We start from the raw sequence: 13,616 nt of genomic DNA, 5'->3' as shown, positions 1-13,616 counted from the left end.
AAATGGTTTGCTCAGTCCAACCGTTAGCAAGCCTATCCAGTATAAATTCGATAGAAATACGTGTATTTTTAATAACAGGCTTACCTAATAATACCTCTTTGTTGGATGTTATATGTTCTTGCCATTTCATAAATCAATAATACGAAAAATGGTTAAATCGTTCAATATTGCTCTATTTTAATATCACCACCTGAACTCATCACCACCATCGGTATAGCGAGGATCATCGATGTAGCGCTCTTTTTCCATTTTAGAAACTTCGAGTGTGTAAAAATCAAATTCCTCTACCACCTTTCCTGTGATTGTATAAATACCTTTACCTCTAAATGGGTATTGAGCTGCAGACTGTGGAAAATGGACGGTATCAATAAAATGCCCCTCCATATCGAGAAATGTACCGAAATTCATACGCTGTCCTTTTGAAGTGCCTGTGTTTTTTATGGCTACCAGATATCCCATAATAGCTATTTCTTTTCCGTTATAATGACAAAGATCTTTGGCCAACAACGTGCTTTTAAGGTCTCCATTAAGAAGTACAAACGGGCTGTTAAGTGGAAAGCCAATAAGCTCCATTTCATCAAAAGCATCTTCTAGTAGGTTGTAAGACAATTGGGGGATGTCAAACTTCTTGTATTGCACCTCAAAGAGTGAAGGTTCCGGACGTGTTTTTTTGGCCTTACCCAGCATAAAGTGAGCCTTCCATAGCAGTTCTTTTTTATTAACTCCTGTAAAACGAAAGCCTCCAACCCTAATTAATAATGTCAATTGCTCTAAAGACACTTCTACACGCTTTACAAAGTCTTCTAAATCTTCAAATGGCCCATTTTGTGATTTTTCTTGCACAAATCGCTGGACTATACGTTCTTCTACATCTTTGACCAGACAAAAACCCAGGTATATTTCCTCCCCATATATCTGTGTATCAGCGGTACTTTTATTGACACAAGGTGGATGTATTTTTGCTCCATGCATGCGAGCCTCGTGCACATAAATTTCTGTGCGGTAAAAGCCACCAAAATTATTGATAGTGGCCACCATATATTCCAGTGGGTAATAGGCCTTTAGAAACAAGCTTTGAAAGCTTTCTACCGCATAAGAAGCCGAGTGTCCTTTAGAAAAGGCATACCCGGCAAAGCTTTCTATTTGTCGCCAGATTTCACTACTTAAGGCTTGTGTATAACCTTTTTTCTGGCAGTTTGAGAAATACTTATTCTTTACTTTGTGAAACTCCTCTCGCGACCTATACTTACCAGACATACCCCTTCGCAAAACATCAGCTTCGGCTAATGTAAGGCCTGCAAAATAGTGAGCTACTTTAATCACATCTTCCTGATAGACCATTACTCCAAAAGTATCAGGCATAATCTCCAGCATTGTAGGGTGAGCCTCTTTACGCTTTTCTAGGTGTCTGAAACGCAAAATATATTCTCTCATCATGCCCGACTTTGCCACACCGGGCCGAATGATCGAGCTTGCTGCAACAAGCCCCAGGTAATCATCTGCACGTAACTTGCGTAAGAGCATGCGCATGGCTGGTGACTCTACATAAAAGCACCCGATAGCCTGAGCCTCTCGTAACATTTCTTTAATACGCGGATCCTTTTTGAGGAATTTCATATCATGGATATCAAAAACCGGGTCGTCAGGCTGATTTTTAGGTATGATCTCAAGTGTTTCTTTAATCTTACCCAGCCCTCTCTGGCTCAGTATATCAAACTTATAAAGGCCTATATCTTCTGCTACCACCATATCGAAATGAGTAGTTGGGTATCCTTTGGGTGGCATTTCTGTAGCTGTGTAATAGTGGATGGGTTTTTCTGAAATAAGAATACCACCAGCATGTACTGTCATGTGACTCGGGAAGTTTTCTATTAGTTTGCCATACTTAAGCACAAGTGCTCCGTATTCATCATTGCCTTTTCTCCCTTCACTCAGGGCATCTATCTCGTGTGGTGGCAGGCCAAATACTTTGCCCAACTCTCTTACTACTGCCCGATATTTAAATGTGCTGTAGGCAGCCAGTAAAGCCACATTATCGAATCGCTCAAAAATGTATCTGGTAATATCCTCACGGTCTCGCCATGAAAAATCCATGTCAAAGTCTGGCGGATTTTCTCTGTAGAGGTTTATAAAACGCTCAAAATACAAATCCAGCTCAATGGGATCTACATCTGTAATACGCAGTAAATAGGCTACAATACTATTGGCTCCACTCCCTCGTCCTACATAAAAATAGCCTTTCTTACGCGCATAATTTATTATGTCCCAGTTGATTAAGAAATATGAGATAAAGCCTTTTTGCCTGATAATATCCAACTCCATTTCCAGTCGTTTAATGATATCTTCAGAGGCCTCTCCGTAGCGATAGGCTAGTCCATCGAAGGCTAGCTTGCGCAGTAGCTGGTAATCTTCCTCTGCTGAGGTGGTGTAGTTTTTCTGATTTTTGTGAGTTTCTTTACTAAAGTCAAAAGTAAACTTACAGTGCGAAAGAAGCCTTTCTGTATTGTCAATGATTGTGGGGTAGGCTTTGTAAGTGTCTATCAGAGTTTCTTTGTCCAGCATTTTATGAGAGGCACAGCCTTCCTCTGATTTTGGTAGCTTACTGAGCAGGGTGTTGTTATCTATGGCGCGCAATAATCGGTGTGCATTGAAATCACGCTTAGATCGAAAGGTAACTGTCTGGAGTACAACAAGCTTATCTTGCCTCTTTTCCCATTGAGAAAAGCGTAGTCTGTTAAGGTCTGAAGGTGCTACTCCCAGGTATTCATTGTTGCCAAGGTTGGCTTCCTGATAATTTTTGAAAGGATAAATAACATAGGCATTTTTAAAAGCCGGTGCCCGATCAGGTATTTGGAGTTTGTTGTGAAGGTGGTAAGAAAGGTAATCGTTAAGTTCTTTAAAACCTTCGTTGTTTTTGGCTAGTGCTATAAACAATTGCTGAGCGCCATTTCTAAAATCTATACCAAGTACAGGCTTTATCTCGGTTTTGGTGGCCAGCCTTACAAAATCAAGACTTGCCGATGTGCTATTAATATCTGTAAGTGCCAGTGTATCAATATTACTACGCATAGCCTCTTCCAGCAATTCTTTTTGGGGAATTGTGCCGTACTTATAACTAAACCATGAGTGCGTGTTGATGTACAATTGACTATTAGTTTTGAGCTTTGAGTTTCTAGCTTATAGCTTTTTCATGAAGCTCATCAGCATTTTTTGTTCTTCATCAATCATTTGCTTTAGCATATCTAATGTTGAATTAGAAAGATCAATACGTTCAGCAATCAAGAGTTGAGTTTCAAGCTCAAAACATGAGCCTAAGGCTATTTGAATGAAATATTTATGCTCTTTTGCACTCCCTCTACTACTACCTTCCGAAATATTAGAAGGAATTGAAATAGCAGCTCTGTTCATTTGACTTGCCAGCCCGAACCTTTCTTCCGAAGGAAAGTTTTTAGTCAATTTGTAGACTTCAGCCACTATATCCATCCCTTGTTGCCAGATTTTCAGTTTCTTAAAATTCTTCATATTCAATTAGTCAATGTCTTTACTCAAAACTCGTAACTCGTAATTCATAGCTCTTAAGCTCGCCTATTTGCCAGTAATGGTGGTGGCTCTCCTTTGAAGGGGTTGAACCTGCTGATGGTGCGGGCACCCATACCAGCCGCGCGCATTACAATTCTGTCGCCATGTTTATCTCTGATGAAATCCATAGCATGGTAGAGGTTGATCATCTCGGTGGCATCTTCAAATAAATTGATCTGATAGCCACCATTTACTAAGTGGCTAAACCGCACTCCAATGAGCCTGACAAGTAATCTTTTATTATAAAGCCTTTCAAACAACTCCAAGACCTTGGGGATAAGTATATGATCTGCAGAGGTGTATGGGAGACGGTTTTGTAAAGTGTAAGTATTGAAATCGGAGTAACGCACCTTTACAGTCACACAAGCGGTGAGCTTCTCTCCTCTTGGCAATTGAAAAGCGAGATTCTCTGCCATAGCCAACATGATGCCTTTGAGTTTTTCGACATCAGTCGTGTCTTTGTCAAAAGTACGCTCTGTAGATATCGACTTACGCTCAGAGTAAGGCTCGACCGGTGAGTCGTCAATACCATTGGCCTTGCGCCAGATCGTAACACCATTTTTGCCCAGCACTTTTTCCATAAGTTCTACAGGCATCTCCTGAATGGTTTTTACATGTTTTATACCCAGACTGCAAAGTGTTTGATAGGTCTTATCTCCTATCATGGGTATTTTCTTTACAGATAAGGGTGCCAGAAAAAGCTTCTCTGTACCGTAGTCTACTTTTATTTGATTGTCTGGCTTTGCTTCGCCTGTGGCTACTTTAGAAACGGTTTTATTGCCTGATAAACCAAAGGAAATAGGCAAGCCGGTTTCTTTAGTGATCTTTTTGCGTAGTTCGCTTGCCATTTTATAACTACTAAAAAAGCGGTCCATACCTGATAAGTCGGCATAAAACTCATCGATAGAGGTTTTTTCATATAAAGGCACCGTCTCTTTTACAATTTCAGTTACCTCTTCTGATTTTTTGGTATAAGTGGCCGAGTTGCCTTTTATCTGTATAGCTTCCGGACAAAGCTGTTTGGCCATTTTCATTGGCATAGCCGAGTGTACACCAAATTTTCGGGCCTCATAGCTACATGAAGCCACCACCCCTCTGTCTGTAACACCACCAATAAGTATGGGCTTCCCCATGAGCCTGCTATCGTACAACCGCTCACAGGAAACAAAAAAGGTATCTAAATCAAGATGTAATATGGAGCGTTCGTTCATATTACAAAATTACTAATAATTTTAGTAATTAATAAATATATTAGTAATTGAGATTGAGAGAAATTTAGACCTGAGTGCCGTGAGCATTTATAATTCTATCAATCTCACTTCTTGCATGTTTGGCAATTTTCTTCTGTGCATTTCGAGAAGTTTCAGAGGTGGTGTCAAGGTCACCTAAAATAATAATATTCTCATCATTTAGAGCATTAGCAGGACCCGTATAGTTAAATGAACCGGCAATAACCACCTCATCATCAAGTACCATAAGTTTATGGTGTAATTTACCAACACCATTAGATTTAGAAACTGCATAGAGTTTAGCCCCCGCTTCTTTGAGGTCATGTGTTGCAGCCCATTTGTTTGCACCCTGAACTTTATCAAAAACTCCGGTAATAGGCATGCCAAACTTCAACAGTTTTAACATTGTATCATCAATTCCAGAACTTTTAGAAAAAGTGAAAATGGCAAAATCAATTCGTTTACTGGCTTTTAACATTTGCTTCATAATCTCCATTTCAGGATTGTGATCAGGGGCAAAAAGTATTCTTATTGGCAAATTAGACACTTTTACATCGCTCGGTGCCTTGTCATGTCCTTCGTTTAGTTTACCAAAATGCCCCTGCCTTATTTCTTTAAATTCGTTGTTAAAAATTTTGGCCACTTTTTTATCATGCACAATTACCACATGATTTAAGTTTTTATGGGTGCCCGTAGGTGTGAAGTTGGTCGACCCTGTGAGAATGGAGCTACTATCTCTTATAATGAACTTCTGATGAAAAATATTGGTATTGAAATCTGACTTAATGTCTATATTAGACCTGAGTATAGCTAAATGAATCAGCCTATTCTCCTCATGAGTTCCACCAGAAAGCCAGGGATCTTCTCTTGCCCTGGTTACTCTCAGGTAATCGTGCTCAGTTACAATCCTCATCCTCAGCTTTCTTTTTCTGGCTCTAATCAATGCCTCGGCAATTGGCTTACTTTCTAACTCTTGCACGGCAATATCTAACCTGGATTTTGCTCCATCAATAAAATTTACGATCACCTGTTCCAGGTTGTCATCTGCGCCTACACTGTGCGGGCCACAGTAGAACTCTACATTACCAACTTTGATTGCCATAGCTACTTTGGTTTTACAACAATCAAATTAATAGTTCCTAAAGAGCACTATCAATACCCAAGGTTGGGTATTTTGCATATACACAAAAAAAAATCCCGAAGAACACGTCTCCGGGATTTCAGGTCAAAAAAACTCAACAACAAGTATTATCTCCAGGCTACCACCTCATAGTATCTTGTAGGGCTGTAGCTGTCTAAATGATCGTGTACCGCATAATCTAACACCAACTCTCTTCCATCTATAAAACCGCTTCCTTCTATGTGAAAGCCATCAACATCCTGCTCTGGTATATAAATATCATACCCGCTCACTTCAGCAACTACCTCAATACCAACACCATAAAAGTTTCTTATAAAAATAGTATGTGGGTATCTGGCTGATTTCACTATATTGAAACTATATTCTGAATAAGAGCCAGATGTTTTGTCGTATTCTTCTACATCATAATAGCCAACAAAAAAGTTTCTACTATCATGTAAAGGAATTGGCTCCTCAACTACAGTAACTTCACACGACATAAGTATGAGAAATAAGAATGGCGCTATTGGTATTAATTTTTTCATCTTGCTGTTTCGTTTGTTGATATCAGGGTAAAAACAATTATAAGGCCAAACTCGAAATGAACTCATATATCACTAAATATCAGTTAGTTATAAATAATGAAAGAATCAAAACTCACTATCAATCAAGGCTTTTACTTTCCTGTCACTTTCAGAATATTCGGAGGGTTACTACCATTCTTTAGTATTTTTTTCATTGTAAACACAAACTACATTATGGCTGCTCTGGCAGTAGCCATGGCTTATCTTTTGTTGACAACTCGCTATGAAATCAGTTTCGATTTCCTAAGCAAGCATTACAAAGAACAACTTAGAATATTTGGTTTTAAAAGAGGTGAAAGCAAACCGTTTAAGCACATAGATCGCGCGATTATTACAGAATCAAGTAAAACTAAGACCTATAACTCAAGAGGGTCTAGTAGTACAATCAGGTATACAAGTCACCATTTATTTCTGGTTGTTGATGGTGAAAAAATTGAACTTCTCGAGTCAGAGAAAGAGAAGAAGATAAAAAAGCTACACGCTCAACTAAAATCACATATTGGAGAAGTGCCAACAGTAAATGCATAAGTATAGAATTCCAGCCAATGGACTAATGCTCCCAATCAACACAATTTGCTGCCGCTGAAAAAAGAACGGTAGTCGGTACAAACATTTATTTGAAGCCTTGCGTTTGATTTGCAATTAAAGCATGGCCTCCCGGCTATTATGATATGTTAAAGAACTTATTATTTACCGCACTTTTATTATTACTCATCACTTCTACATCATGGTCTCAGCGCCCTGGAGGATACGGAAAATCACCTGGAATTACCGGCAAAATTTCCGGTCAGCTAGTTGACTCAAATACGCAAGAACCTCTGCCCTATGCTTCTGTGGTGGTGACTAAAGAAGAAAAACAAATTAACGGTACAATTACTCAGGATGATGGTTCATTTAAGATCACCAACATTCCTATAGGGAAATACACGGTTTTGATCTCATTTGTGGGGTACGAAACAATAAGCAGATCGGTAGAGCTCACGCCAAAAAATCCTGATGTCAATCTTGAAAGAATAGAGCTTACTGGTGGCTCCCAACAGCTTGACGAAGTAGTAATTGCAGGAGAAAGAGACCTTATAGAAAACAAGATTGACAAAATCGTATACAATGCTCAGGATGATGTGGCCAATGCAGGTGGAGACGCTTCAGATGTATTGCGAAGAGCACCATTACTCAATGTAGACCTCGAAGGAAATGTATCATTACGTGGCAGCCAAAATGTACAGATACTAATCAATGGCAAGCCTTCATCAATGTTTGCCGGTAACCCAGGCGATGCGCTAAAATCAATTCCTTCGGACAATATCAAAAGTGTTGAAGTAATTACCACGCCTTCAGCTAAATATGATGGAGAAGGTACGGCAGGTATTATTAATATCATTACAAAAAAGTCTACTCCGGAAGGCTTTGCAGGCAGTATCGATGCTTCAGTAGGCAATTTATCTAACAGAGGAGTGCTTAACCTCAATGCAGGCAAAGGTCGATTGGGATTCAATTCCAGTGCTAGCGCTTATTATTCTCCAAATCGTGAGGGATCTTTTAGCTTATACCGTGAGGATATTATAAACGGTCAGAGTCGAATTCTTCAGGAAGATGGACCTAACATCTCTAATCGCTTGGGGTTCTTTGGTTCGGCCAGTGCTTTTTACGATTTTAATGCTTTTCATAGCTTAAGCACCGCTTTCAGGTTAAGAGGCTTTAGTTCAGATAGGGAGAATAATGTAGACGGATCTTTCATAGACCCAATCAATGACATTTCTCAGCGCTATGAACGTATCAATGACACGGAAAATCTATTTAGCGGCTATGAATGGTCTCTGGATTACATTTACAAATTTCCGGGTAACGAAGGACAGGAATTAGCTGTGAGTTATAAAATTGATGGCAACGTTCAGGATCAGCGTTTTCTTGTAACACAAAGTGATCAGGAAGGTAATGATGCTTCTTTATTTCAAAATGAGAAAAACGAGAATGATGGTGATAATCGAGAAAACACCATTCAAATAGATTATACGCACCCTTTCAATGATAATTTTAAACTGGAATCTGGCTTTAAAACCATACTTAGAGATGTAAAAAGTGATTTTAGGTATGATACACTTTACAGACAGACCAACGAATATGTAGTGGATCCAACCCGTACAGATATTTTTGACTATAACCAGGATGTCCTGGCCGGGTATGTATCCTCAAACATTAAACTTGGCGACAAATATGGCTTAGTAGCTGGTGTCCGTTACGAGCGCACAGAAATAGATGGTGATTTTCAGGTACAGGAAAGTCCATTTAGCAACAGCTATGAAAACTGGCTGCCTTCAGTTATCCTCAGTAGAAAAATAGGCAAATTTAATACGCTGAAAGGTAGTTACTCCAGAAGGATACAACGCCCAAGCTTAAGGGTAATCAATCCTTATGTGCAGCTCAACAATAACAGAAATATAAGTTTTGGTAACCCTGCTCTGGAGCCTGAGCTTACCGACCAGTATGAGTTAAGCTACGGCACGTTCGTTAAGTCTTTTTCTCTAAACACGACACTATTCTACATGCGCACCACGGGAGTGATAGAAAGTTTTTTAGACGTTAATAATGAAGGTCTTTCTACTACTACCTTTAGAAATATAGGTCAAAATGACTCTTATGGTGTAAACTTTTATTCGTCTGTGAAATTTTTAAAAATAGTGACGCTGCGAGGTGGGCTTAATGTATATACATACAATAGCGAAGGTGTAGTAGACGGACAAAAGCTCTCTCGAGATGCTGTAGTTTGGGACGGAAACTTAAATGGTAGTGTGAAATTTGAAAATGACTGGATAATTGACCTCTTTGGCTTTTACAGAGCCCCACGACAAACATTACAAGGCACCAACCCTTCATTTTCTATCTTCGTGATGGGTGTAAAGAAAGAGTTTAGTGAGAAATTTAGCTTAGGCGTACGTATTGTAGAGCCGTTTTTCGCCAATAAGAGTTTTGGTAGTGAGCTTAAGGGAGAAAACTTCATTCAAACTTCTGAAACAGAAATACCTTTCCGCTCATTTGGCATCAACCTATCTTACAAGTTTGGTAAGCTAGATTTTAAACAACGCACCAGAAGAAGCAAAATCAACAACCAGGATCAGGAAGATGGTGGTGACGGACAAAACCAGTTTTAATTAGATTTTGCCAAACAGCTTATCGTTGAGGTAAAAATCGCCTGTTTCTTCTACAAAAATCTTTATTTTAGAAAGCCTCTGCTTCTCTTTATTTTCTAAATAAATGAAGAAAGCATGAGGTTTTGTACGATCTTTTATATCATCAGCAAATCCTAAATCAAGGGCTAAGGTTTCTAGATTTTTGAGACGCTTACTTCTTATAAGAGCTCCGTCACTACTGGTAACTCGTACTCTAAAAGCCTCATCGGGAGGATTGATAAATTTAAGGTTAACTCTTACGTAAGGAAGTAAATCTGCAGAGTAGGTAGTTCTTTTCTCGAGGTCAACTTTATTCTGAGATGGTGGTGGCTTTTTTTCGAACTGGTAGTCTAACTCAAATTCGAAATCATCTTGTGCCATATAAGGCACATCTTGTGCCGATAGCTGAAAAGAAAAGAGAACACCCAGAATTAGAATTAGAAATCGCATAACTTGAATATACCAATTACTTATGAGAACAACATAAGCCCTGTGTATTGATACGACTGTTTAAGTCTGGGTATTCTGTAAATTAGTTTCTATTTAAAGTCATTAACTGCTTCGCTAAGGTCGTAAACCGGCTTTTCGATAGAAGCAGCTAAAATACTGGCTCCGGCTGCAGAGCGATAGCCACCTGCACAATGTACCATCACAGGCTTATCTGTGGGCACTTCACTTGCTCGTTCTCTTAGCTCAGGTAACGGAATATTGATGGCACTATCAAAAAACTTCCCATCAGCCACCTCAGATTCATTTCTAATGTCCACAATTGTGTATTCCTCCGGGTGTTGTTTAAAATGGTCAAGATCAAATTGATCACTTGTCTTTTCTGCTGAACCATTAGCAATTAACCCTTCAATTATATTTATTTCATAGCCAATTTTAGCTGTTCTATGAATGGCACTTTTTACTTCTGATTCATCACTACCCACCAAATAATATTGCTCATCCGGTCCTACAATTGACCCTAACCATGTTTCGAATTTACTGGTGTCGCTGGCCTTCTGTATGTTGATAGCTCCTGCGTAATGACCTTTTTTAAACGTCTCCTGGTCACGCACATCTATAATAACCTTATTTCTATCCGGAACTTCATCTGAAATATTTACCTGGTCAACGCTTTCAGTCAATTCAGCAGCTCCCTTTCTATTCAATTCCACTTCATATGGAAAGTATTTTGGAATAAAACTCTGGCCTTCGAGGTAACTTTTCACAAACTCCTCTTTACCAGCAATCTGAAACGCCCAGTTTTCTTTCTTTTCCCTGCCAATTGAGCTGTATAAGTCGTCACTCATATTTTTGCCACAAAGTGAACCGGCTCCATGTGCCGGATATACCGTTACGTTCTCTTCTATTTCTTTGAATACGTTATTTACGGTATCATACATCATCTCAGCAAGCTCTTCCTTACTAACCTGTATATTACCAGCACCTTCTCTTAAATCAGGTCGGCCAACATCACCTACGAACAAGGCATCACCGGTAAATACGGCCTTCTCATTGCCTGATTCATCATACACCAGGTATGAATTATGATCAGGAGAATGGCCTGGTGTAAATAAGGCCTTTATAATTGAAGCGCCAATCTGTACCGTATCATTATGCTCTAAAGGTTCATACTCGTAGCTCACACCAACCTTAGGATTGATATAGATCTTAGCACCATATCTCTTTTGAAATTCTAGATGGCTACTTGCAAAATCGGCATGAGGATGTGTTTCAAAAACAGCCACAATCTCTGCATTATGTTTTTCTGCAAAATCTATATAAGGCTGTGGATCCCTTCCCGGGTCTACTAAAGCTACTTTGCCTTCACTTTCTATGACGTATGAACCATGAGCCAACGCCTTATCATATATCTGTTCTATTATCATAACCTTTTTATTTTCAAATGTAGGGAGCCTATTGCTAAAAGATTGTAACATATGTTACACTACATCAGTAGTTCTTTCACAATCATAAAAGCACCCATTACTAATACGAAATACCCAAATGCTTTTTTAAGTTTTGATCCATCAATTTTATGCGCCAGCGCTGTACCTATAAAAATTCCCAACACAGCTATAGCAGAAAATATTGTGAGGAAAACCCAGTTGATTGGTTCTCCTGCCTGTATATCACCAATAAAACCTATCAAAGACTTGGTAGCAATTATTAATAATGATGTTCCGATTGCAGTTTTCATTGGCAGCTTAGCAAACAAAACTAACGCAGGTATAATGAGAAAACCACCTCCTGCACCTACCATACCTGTAAGTGCACCAACGACCACTCCTTCAAGAATGATCATCGGGTAGTTAAACTTTGGACTTGAATCACTTTCAGCAGCTCCCCCGTTTTCTTTTCTGTTATTTCTAATCATAGAAATGGAAGCAAATACCATAAGCGCTGCGAAGATCAAAAGAATGCCTGTATCTTTTGTGAGTGTAAAAGTGCCAACTGAGAACCAAAGATCGGGCAATGAAGGCACCAAATAGCGCCTGGTCAGATACACTGCAATAAATGCCGGTATGGTGAACACAATGCCCGTGCGATAGCTCACTAACCCTTTTCTTGCATAATTAATGCCTCCTACTAATGCTGTAAAGCCAACTATAAAAAGAGAATAAGCGGTGGCCAAAATAGGCTCAACAGCCAGTAAATAAACGAGCACCGGAACAGTAAGGATAGAACCACCCCCACCTATTAGACCTAATGATATGCCGATGGCAGCAGCTCCTATATATCCAAATATTTCTAAGACAGACATTGATTATGTGTAATGCTTTATAGTTATGTTAGTTTATTTATTTAATGTGGGAGTTTATGTTTGATCATACCATAAATAAATGTACCCAATATGGCACCCGCAATCACAATTAGAATTGATGCATATCCTGCGCCAGCCAGTACGTACATCGGGCCCGGACAAGCACCGGCAAGAGCCCAGCCTAACCCAAAAATGACGCCTCCATATAAAGATTTTCTCACTTGTAATGTTTTAGGTTTTAGCTGCATTTCTTCACCTCTCAAAGGTTTAAGGTTTTTCCTTTTGATAATCTGAACACCTAAAATACCTAAAACTAAGGCTGATCCAATAATTCCATACATATGAAATGAGCCAAACTCAAACATCTCAAAAATTCTAAACCAAGATGCCGCCTCTGACTTATACATCACGACACCAAAAAACACTCCGATAATTATATATACTAATGCTCTCATATTCTTAAAAAATTATTGGGTATAGTAGGTGAATCATAATAAGACCACCAATGAAAAATCCGATTACAGCGATTAAAGAAGCCAACTGCAGATTGCTCAGACCAGATATGGCATGACCAGATGTACAGCCTCCGGCATAACGAGCCCCAAAGCCTACCATCAAACCACCTGCGATCAGAATGAACAAATTTCTTGGGTTGGCCAAGGCAGACCATGAAAAAAGCTCATCAGGTAGATAGCTGGTATCAGAACTATTGATATTGTAGTTTTTCAGTGTTTTCACAACATCCTCATCGATGGCTATTCCTGGGTTTGCTAGAAACTCTGAAGCCAGGTATCCACCAATGGCAGATCCTAACACAACCAATAGATTCCATCGTTGTGCCTTCCAATTAAATTGAAAAAAATCAGACATCTTCCCTGCTCCACCTATTGCGCAGGCTGTCCTTAAGTTAGACGACATACCAAATTGCTTACCAACAAAAAGTAAGATAAACATGGTTAGCGCAATCAACGGCCCTGCCACATACCATGGCCAGGGTTGACTTATAAAATTGATGAATTGTTCCATTCTTCCTTCTTCCTCTTTTTAAATTCGATTACAAATCTAAGTGAGGTTAGAATGAGGAATTGTAACATTTGTTACAGAGGAGATATGAGTTAAGAAAAAAGTCAGCCTACACCGATACAAAGTAGTGACTCTTTACTAAGCCTTTAAGGATTAGTAAGTAGA

General features: G+C 39.2%; 13 protein-coding genes. 2 read left to right on the top strand and 11 right to left on the bottom strand.

What is annotated here, in order from left to right; all coding sequences use genetic code 11:
- The 6 genes from E1176_RS14760 to E1176_RS14735 all read right to left on the bottom strand — a co-directional run.
- Positions 1–130, bottom strand: a 130-nt coding sequence (locus E1176_RS14760; protein WP_155211405.1) for a DUF433 domain-containing protein, incomplete at its 3' end; no start/stop codon positions are given.
- 53 nt (positions 131–183) lie between these two features.
- The gene (locus tag E1176_RS14755) at positions 184–3,144 is read right to left on the bottom strand and encodes a DNA polymerase III subunit alpha (RefSeq protein WP_155211404.1); all 2,961 of its coding nucleotides are present in this window, start codon (positions 3,142–3,144) and stop codon (positions 184–186) included.
- 33 nt (positions 3,145–3,177) lie between these two features.
- Positions 3,178–3,522: a four helix bundle protein gene (locus E1176_RS14750; RefSeq protein ID WP_155211403.1), complete on the bottom strand. Its 345-nt coding sequence runs from the start codon at positions 3,520–3,522 to the stop codon at positions 3,178–3,180.
- A 53-nt stretch (positions 3,523–3,575) separates the two neighbouring features.
- Positions 3,576–4,790, bottom strand: coding sequence for a DNA polymerase IV (gene dinB, locus E1176_RS14745; RefSeq protein ID WP_155211402.1), 1,215 nt, complete (start codon positions 4,788–4,790; stop codon positions 3,576–3,578).
- 64 nt (positions 4,791–4,854) lie between these two features.
- Positions 4,855–5,910, bottom strand: a complete 1,056-nt coding sequence (locus E1176_RS14740) for a phospholipase D-like domain-containing protein (RefSeq protein ID WP_155211401.1) — start codon at positions 5,908–5,910, stop codon at positions 4,855–4,857.
- 146 nt (positions 5,911–6,056) lie between these two features.
- Complete coding sequence (locus E1176_RS14735; protein WP_155211400.1) at positions 6,057–6,473, bottom strand: hypothetical protein; 417 nt, start codon at positions 6,471–6,473, stop codon at positions 6,057–6,059.
- Between the two features lie 96 nt (positions 6,474–6,569).
- Here E1176_RS14735 and E1176_RS14730 point away from each other — a divergent pair, with 96 nt between their 5' ends.
- Positions 6,570–7,040, top strand: a complete 471-nt coding sequence (locus E1176_RS14730) for a hypothetical protein (protein ID WP_155211399.1) — start codon at positions 6,570–6,572, stop codon at positions 7,038–7,040.
- 143 nt (positions 7,041–7,183) lie between these two features.
- Positions 7,184–9,661 (top strand): TonB-dependent receptor domain-containing protein, encoded by a 2,478-nt coding sequence (locus E1176_RS14725; protein WP_155211398.1) that lies wholly within the window; start codon positions 7,184–7,186, stop codon positions 9,659–9,661.
- Here E1176_RS14725 and E1176_RS14720 read toward each other — a convergent pair whose 3' ends face one another.
- From E1176_RS14720 to E1176_RS14700, 5 genes are all read right to left on the bottom strand, one after another.
- Positions 9,662–10,129, bottom strand: coding sequence for a hypothetical protein (locus E1176_RS14720; RefSeq protein ID WP_155211397.1), 468 nt, complete (start codon positions 10,127–10,129; stop codon positions 9,662–9,664). It lies immediately after the preceding gene.
- 89 nt (positions 10,130–10,218) lie between these two features.
- On the bottom strand, positions 10,219–11,553 hold the full coding sequence (locus tag E1176_RS14715) for an MBL fold metallo-hydrolase (protein ID WP_155211396.1): 1,335 nt from the start codon (positions 11,551–11,553) through the stop codon (positions 10,219–10,221).
- Between the two features lie 59 nt (positions 11,554–11,612).
- Positions 11,613–12,428: a sulfite exporter TauE/SafE family protein gene (locus E1176_RS14710; protein ID WP_155211395.1), complete on the bottom strand. Its 816-nt coding sequence runs from the start codon at positions 12,426–12,428 to the stop codon at positions 11,613–11,615.
- A gap of 41 nt (positions 12,429–12,469) precedes the next feature.
- A complete protein-coding gene (locus E1176_RS14705) occupies positions 12,470–12,883 on the bottom strand; it encodes a DUF6691 family protein (RefSeq protein ID WP_155211394.1) in 414 nt (137 codons plus the stop codon).
- A gap of 4 nt (positions 12,884–12,887) precedes the next feature.
- Positions 12,888–13,454, bottom strand: a complete 567-nt coding sequence (locus E1176_RS14700; protein ID WP_155211393.1) for a YeeE/YedE family protein — start codon at positions 13,452–13,454, stop codon at positions 12,888–12,890.
- Positions 13,455–13,616 lie beyond the last annotated feature (162 nt).

The sequence above is a fragment of the Fulvivirga aurantia genome (assembly GCF_009711475.1).
In the GTDB taxonomy this organism is placed as follows: domain Bacteria; phylum Bacteroidota; class Bacteroidia; order Cytophagales; family Cyclobacteriaceae; genus Fulvivirga; species Fulvivirga aurantia.
This window is presented reverse-complemented; position numbering and strand designations above follow the sequence as displayed.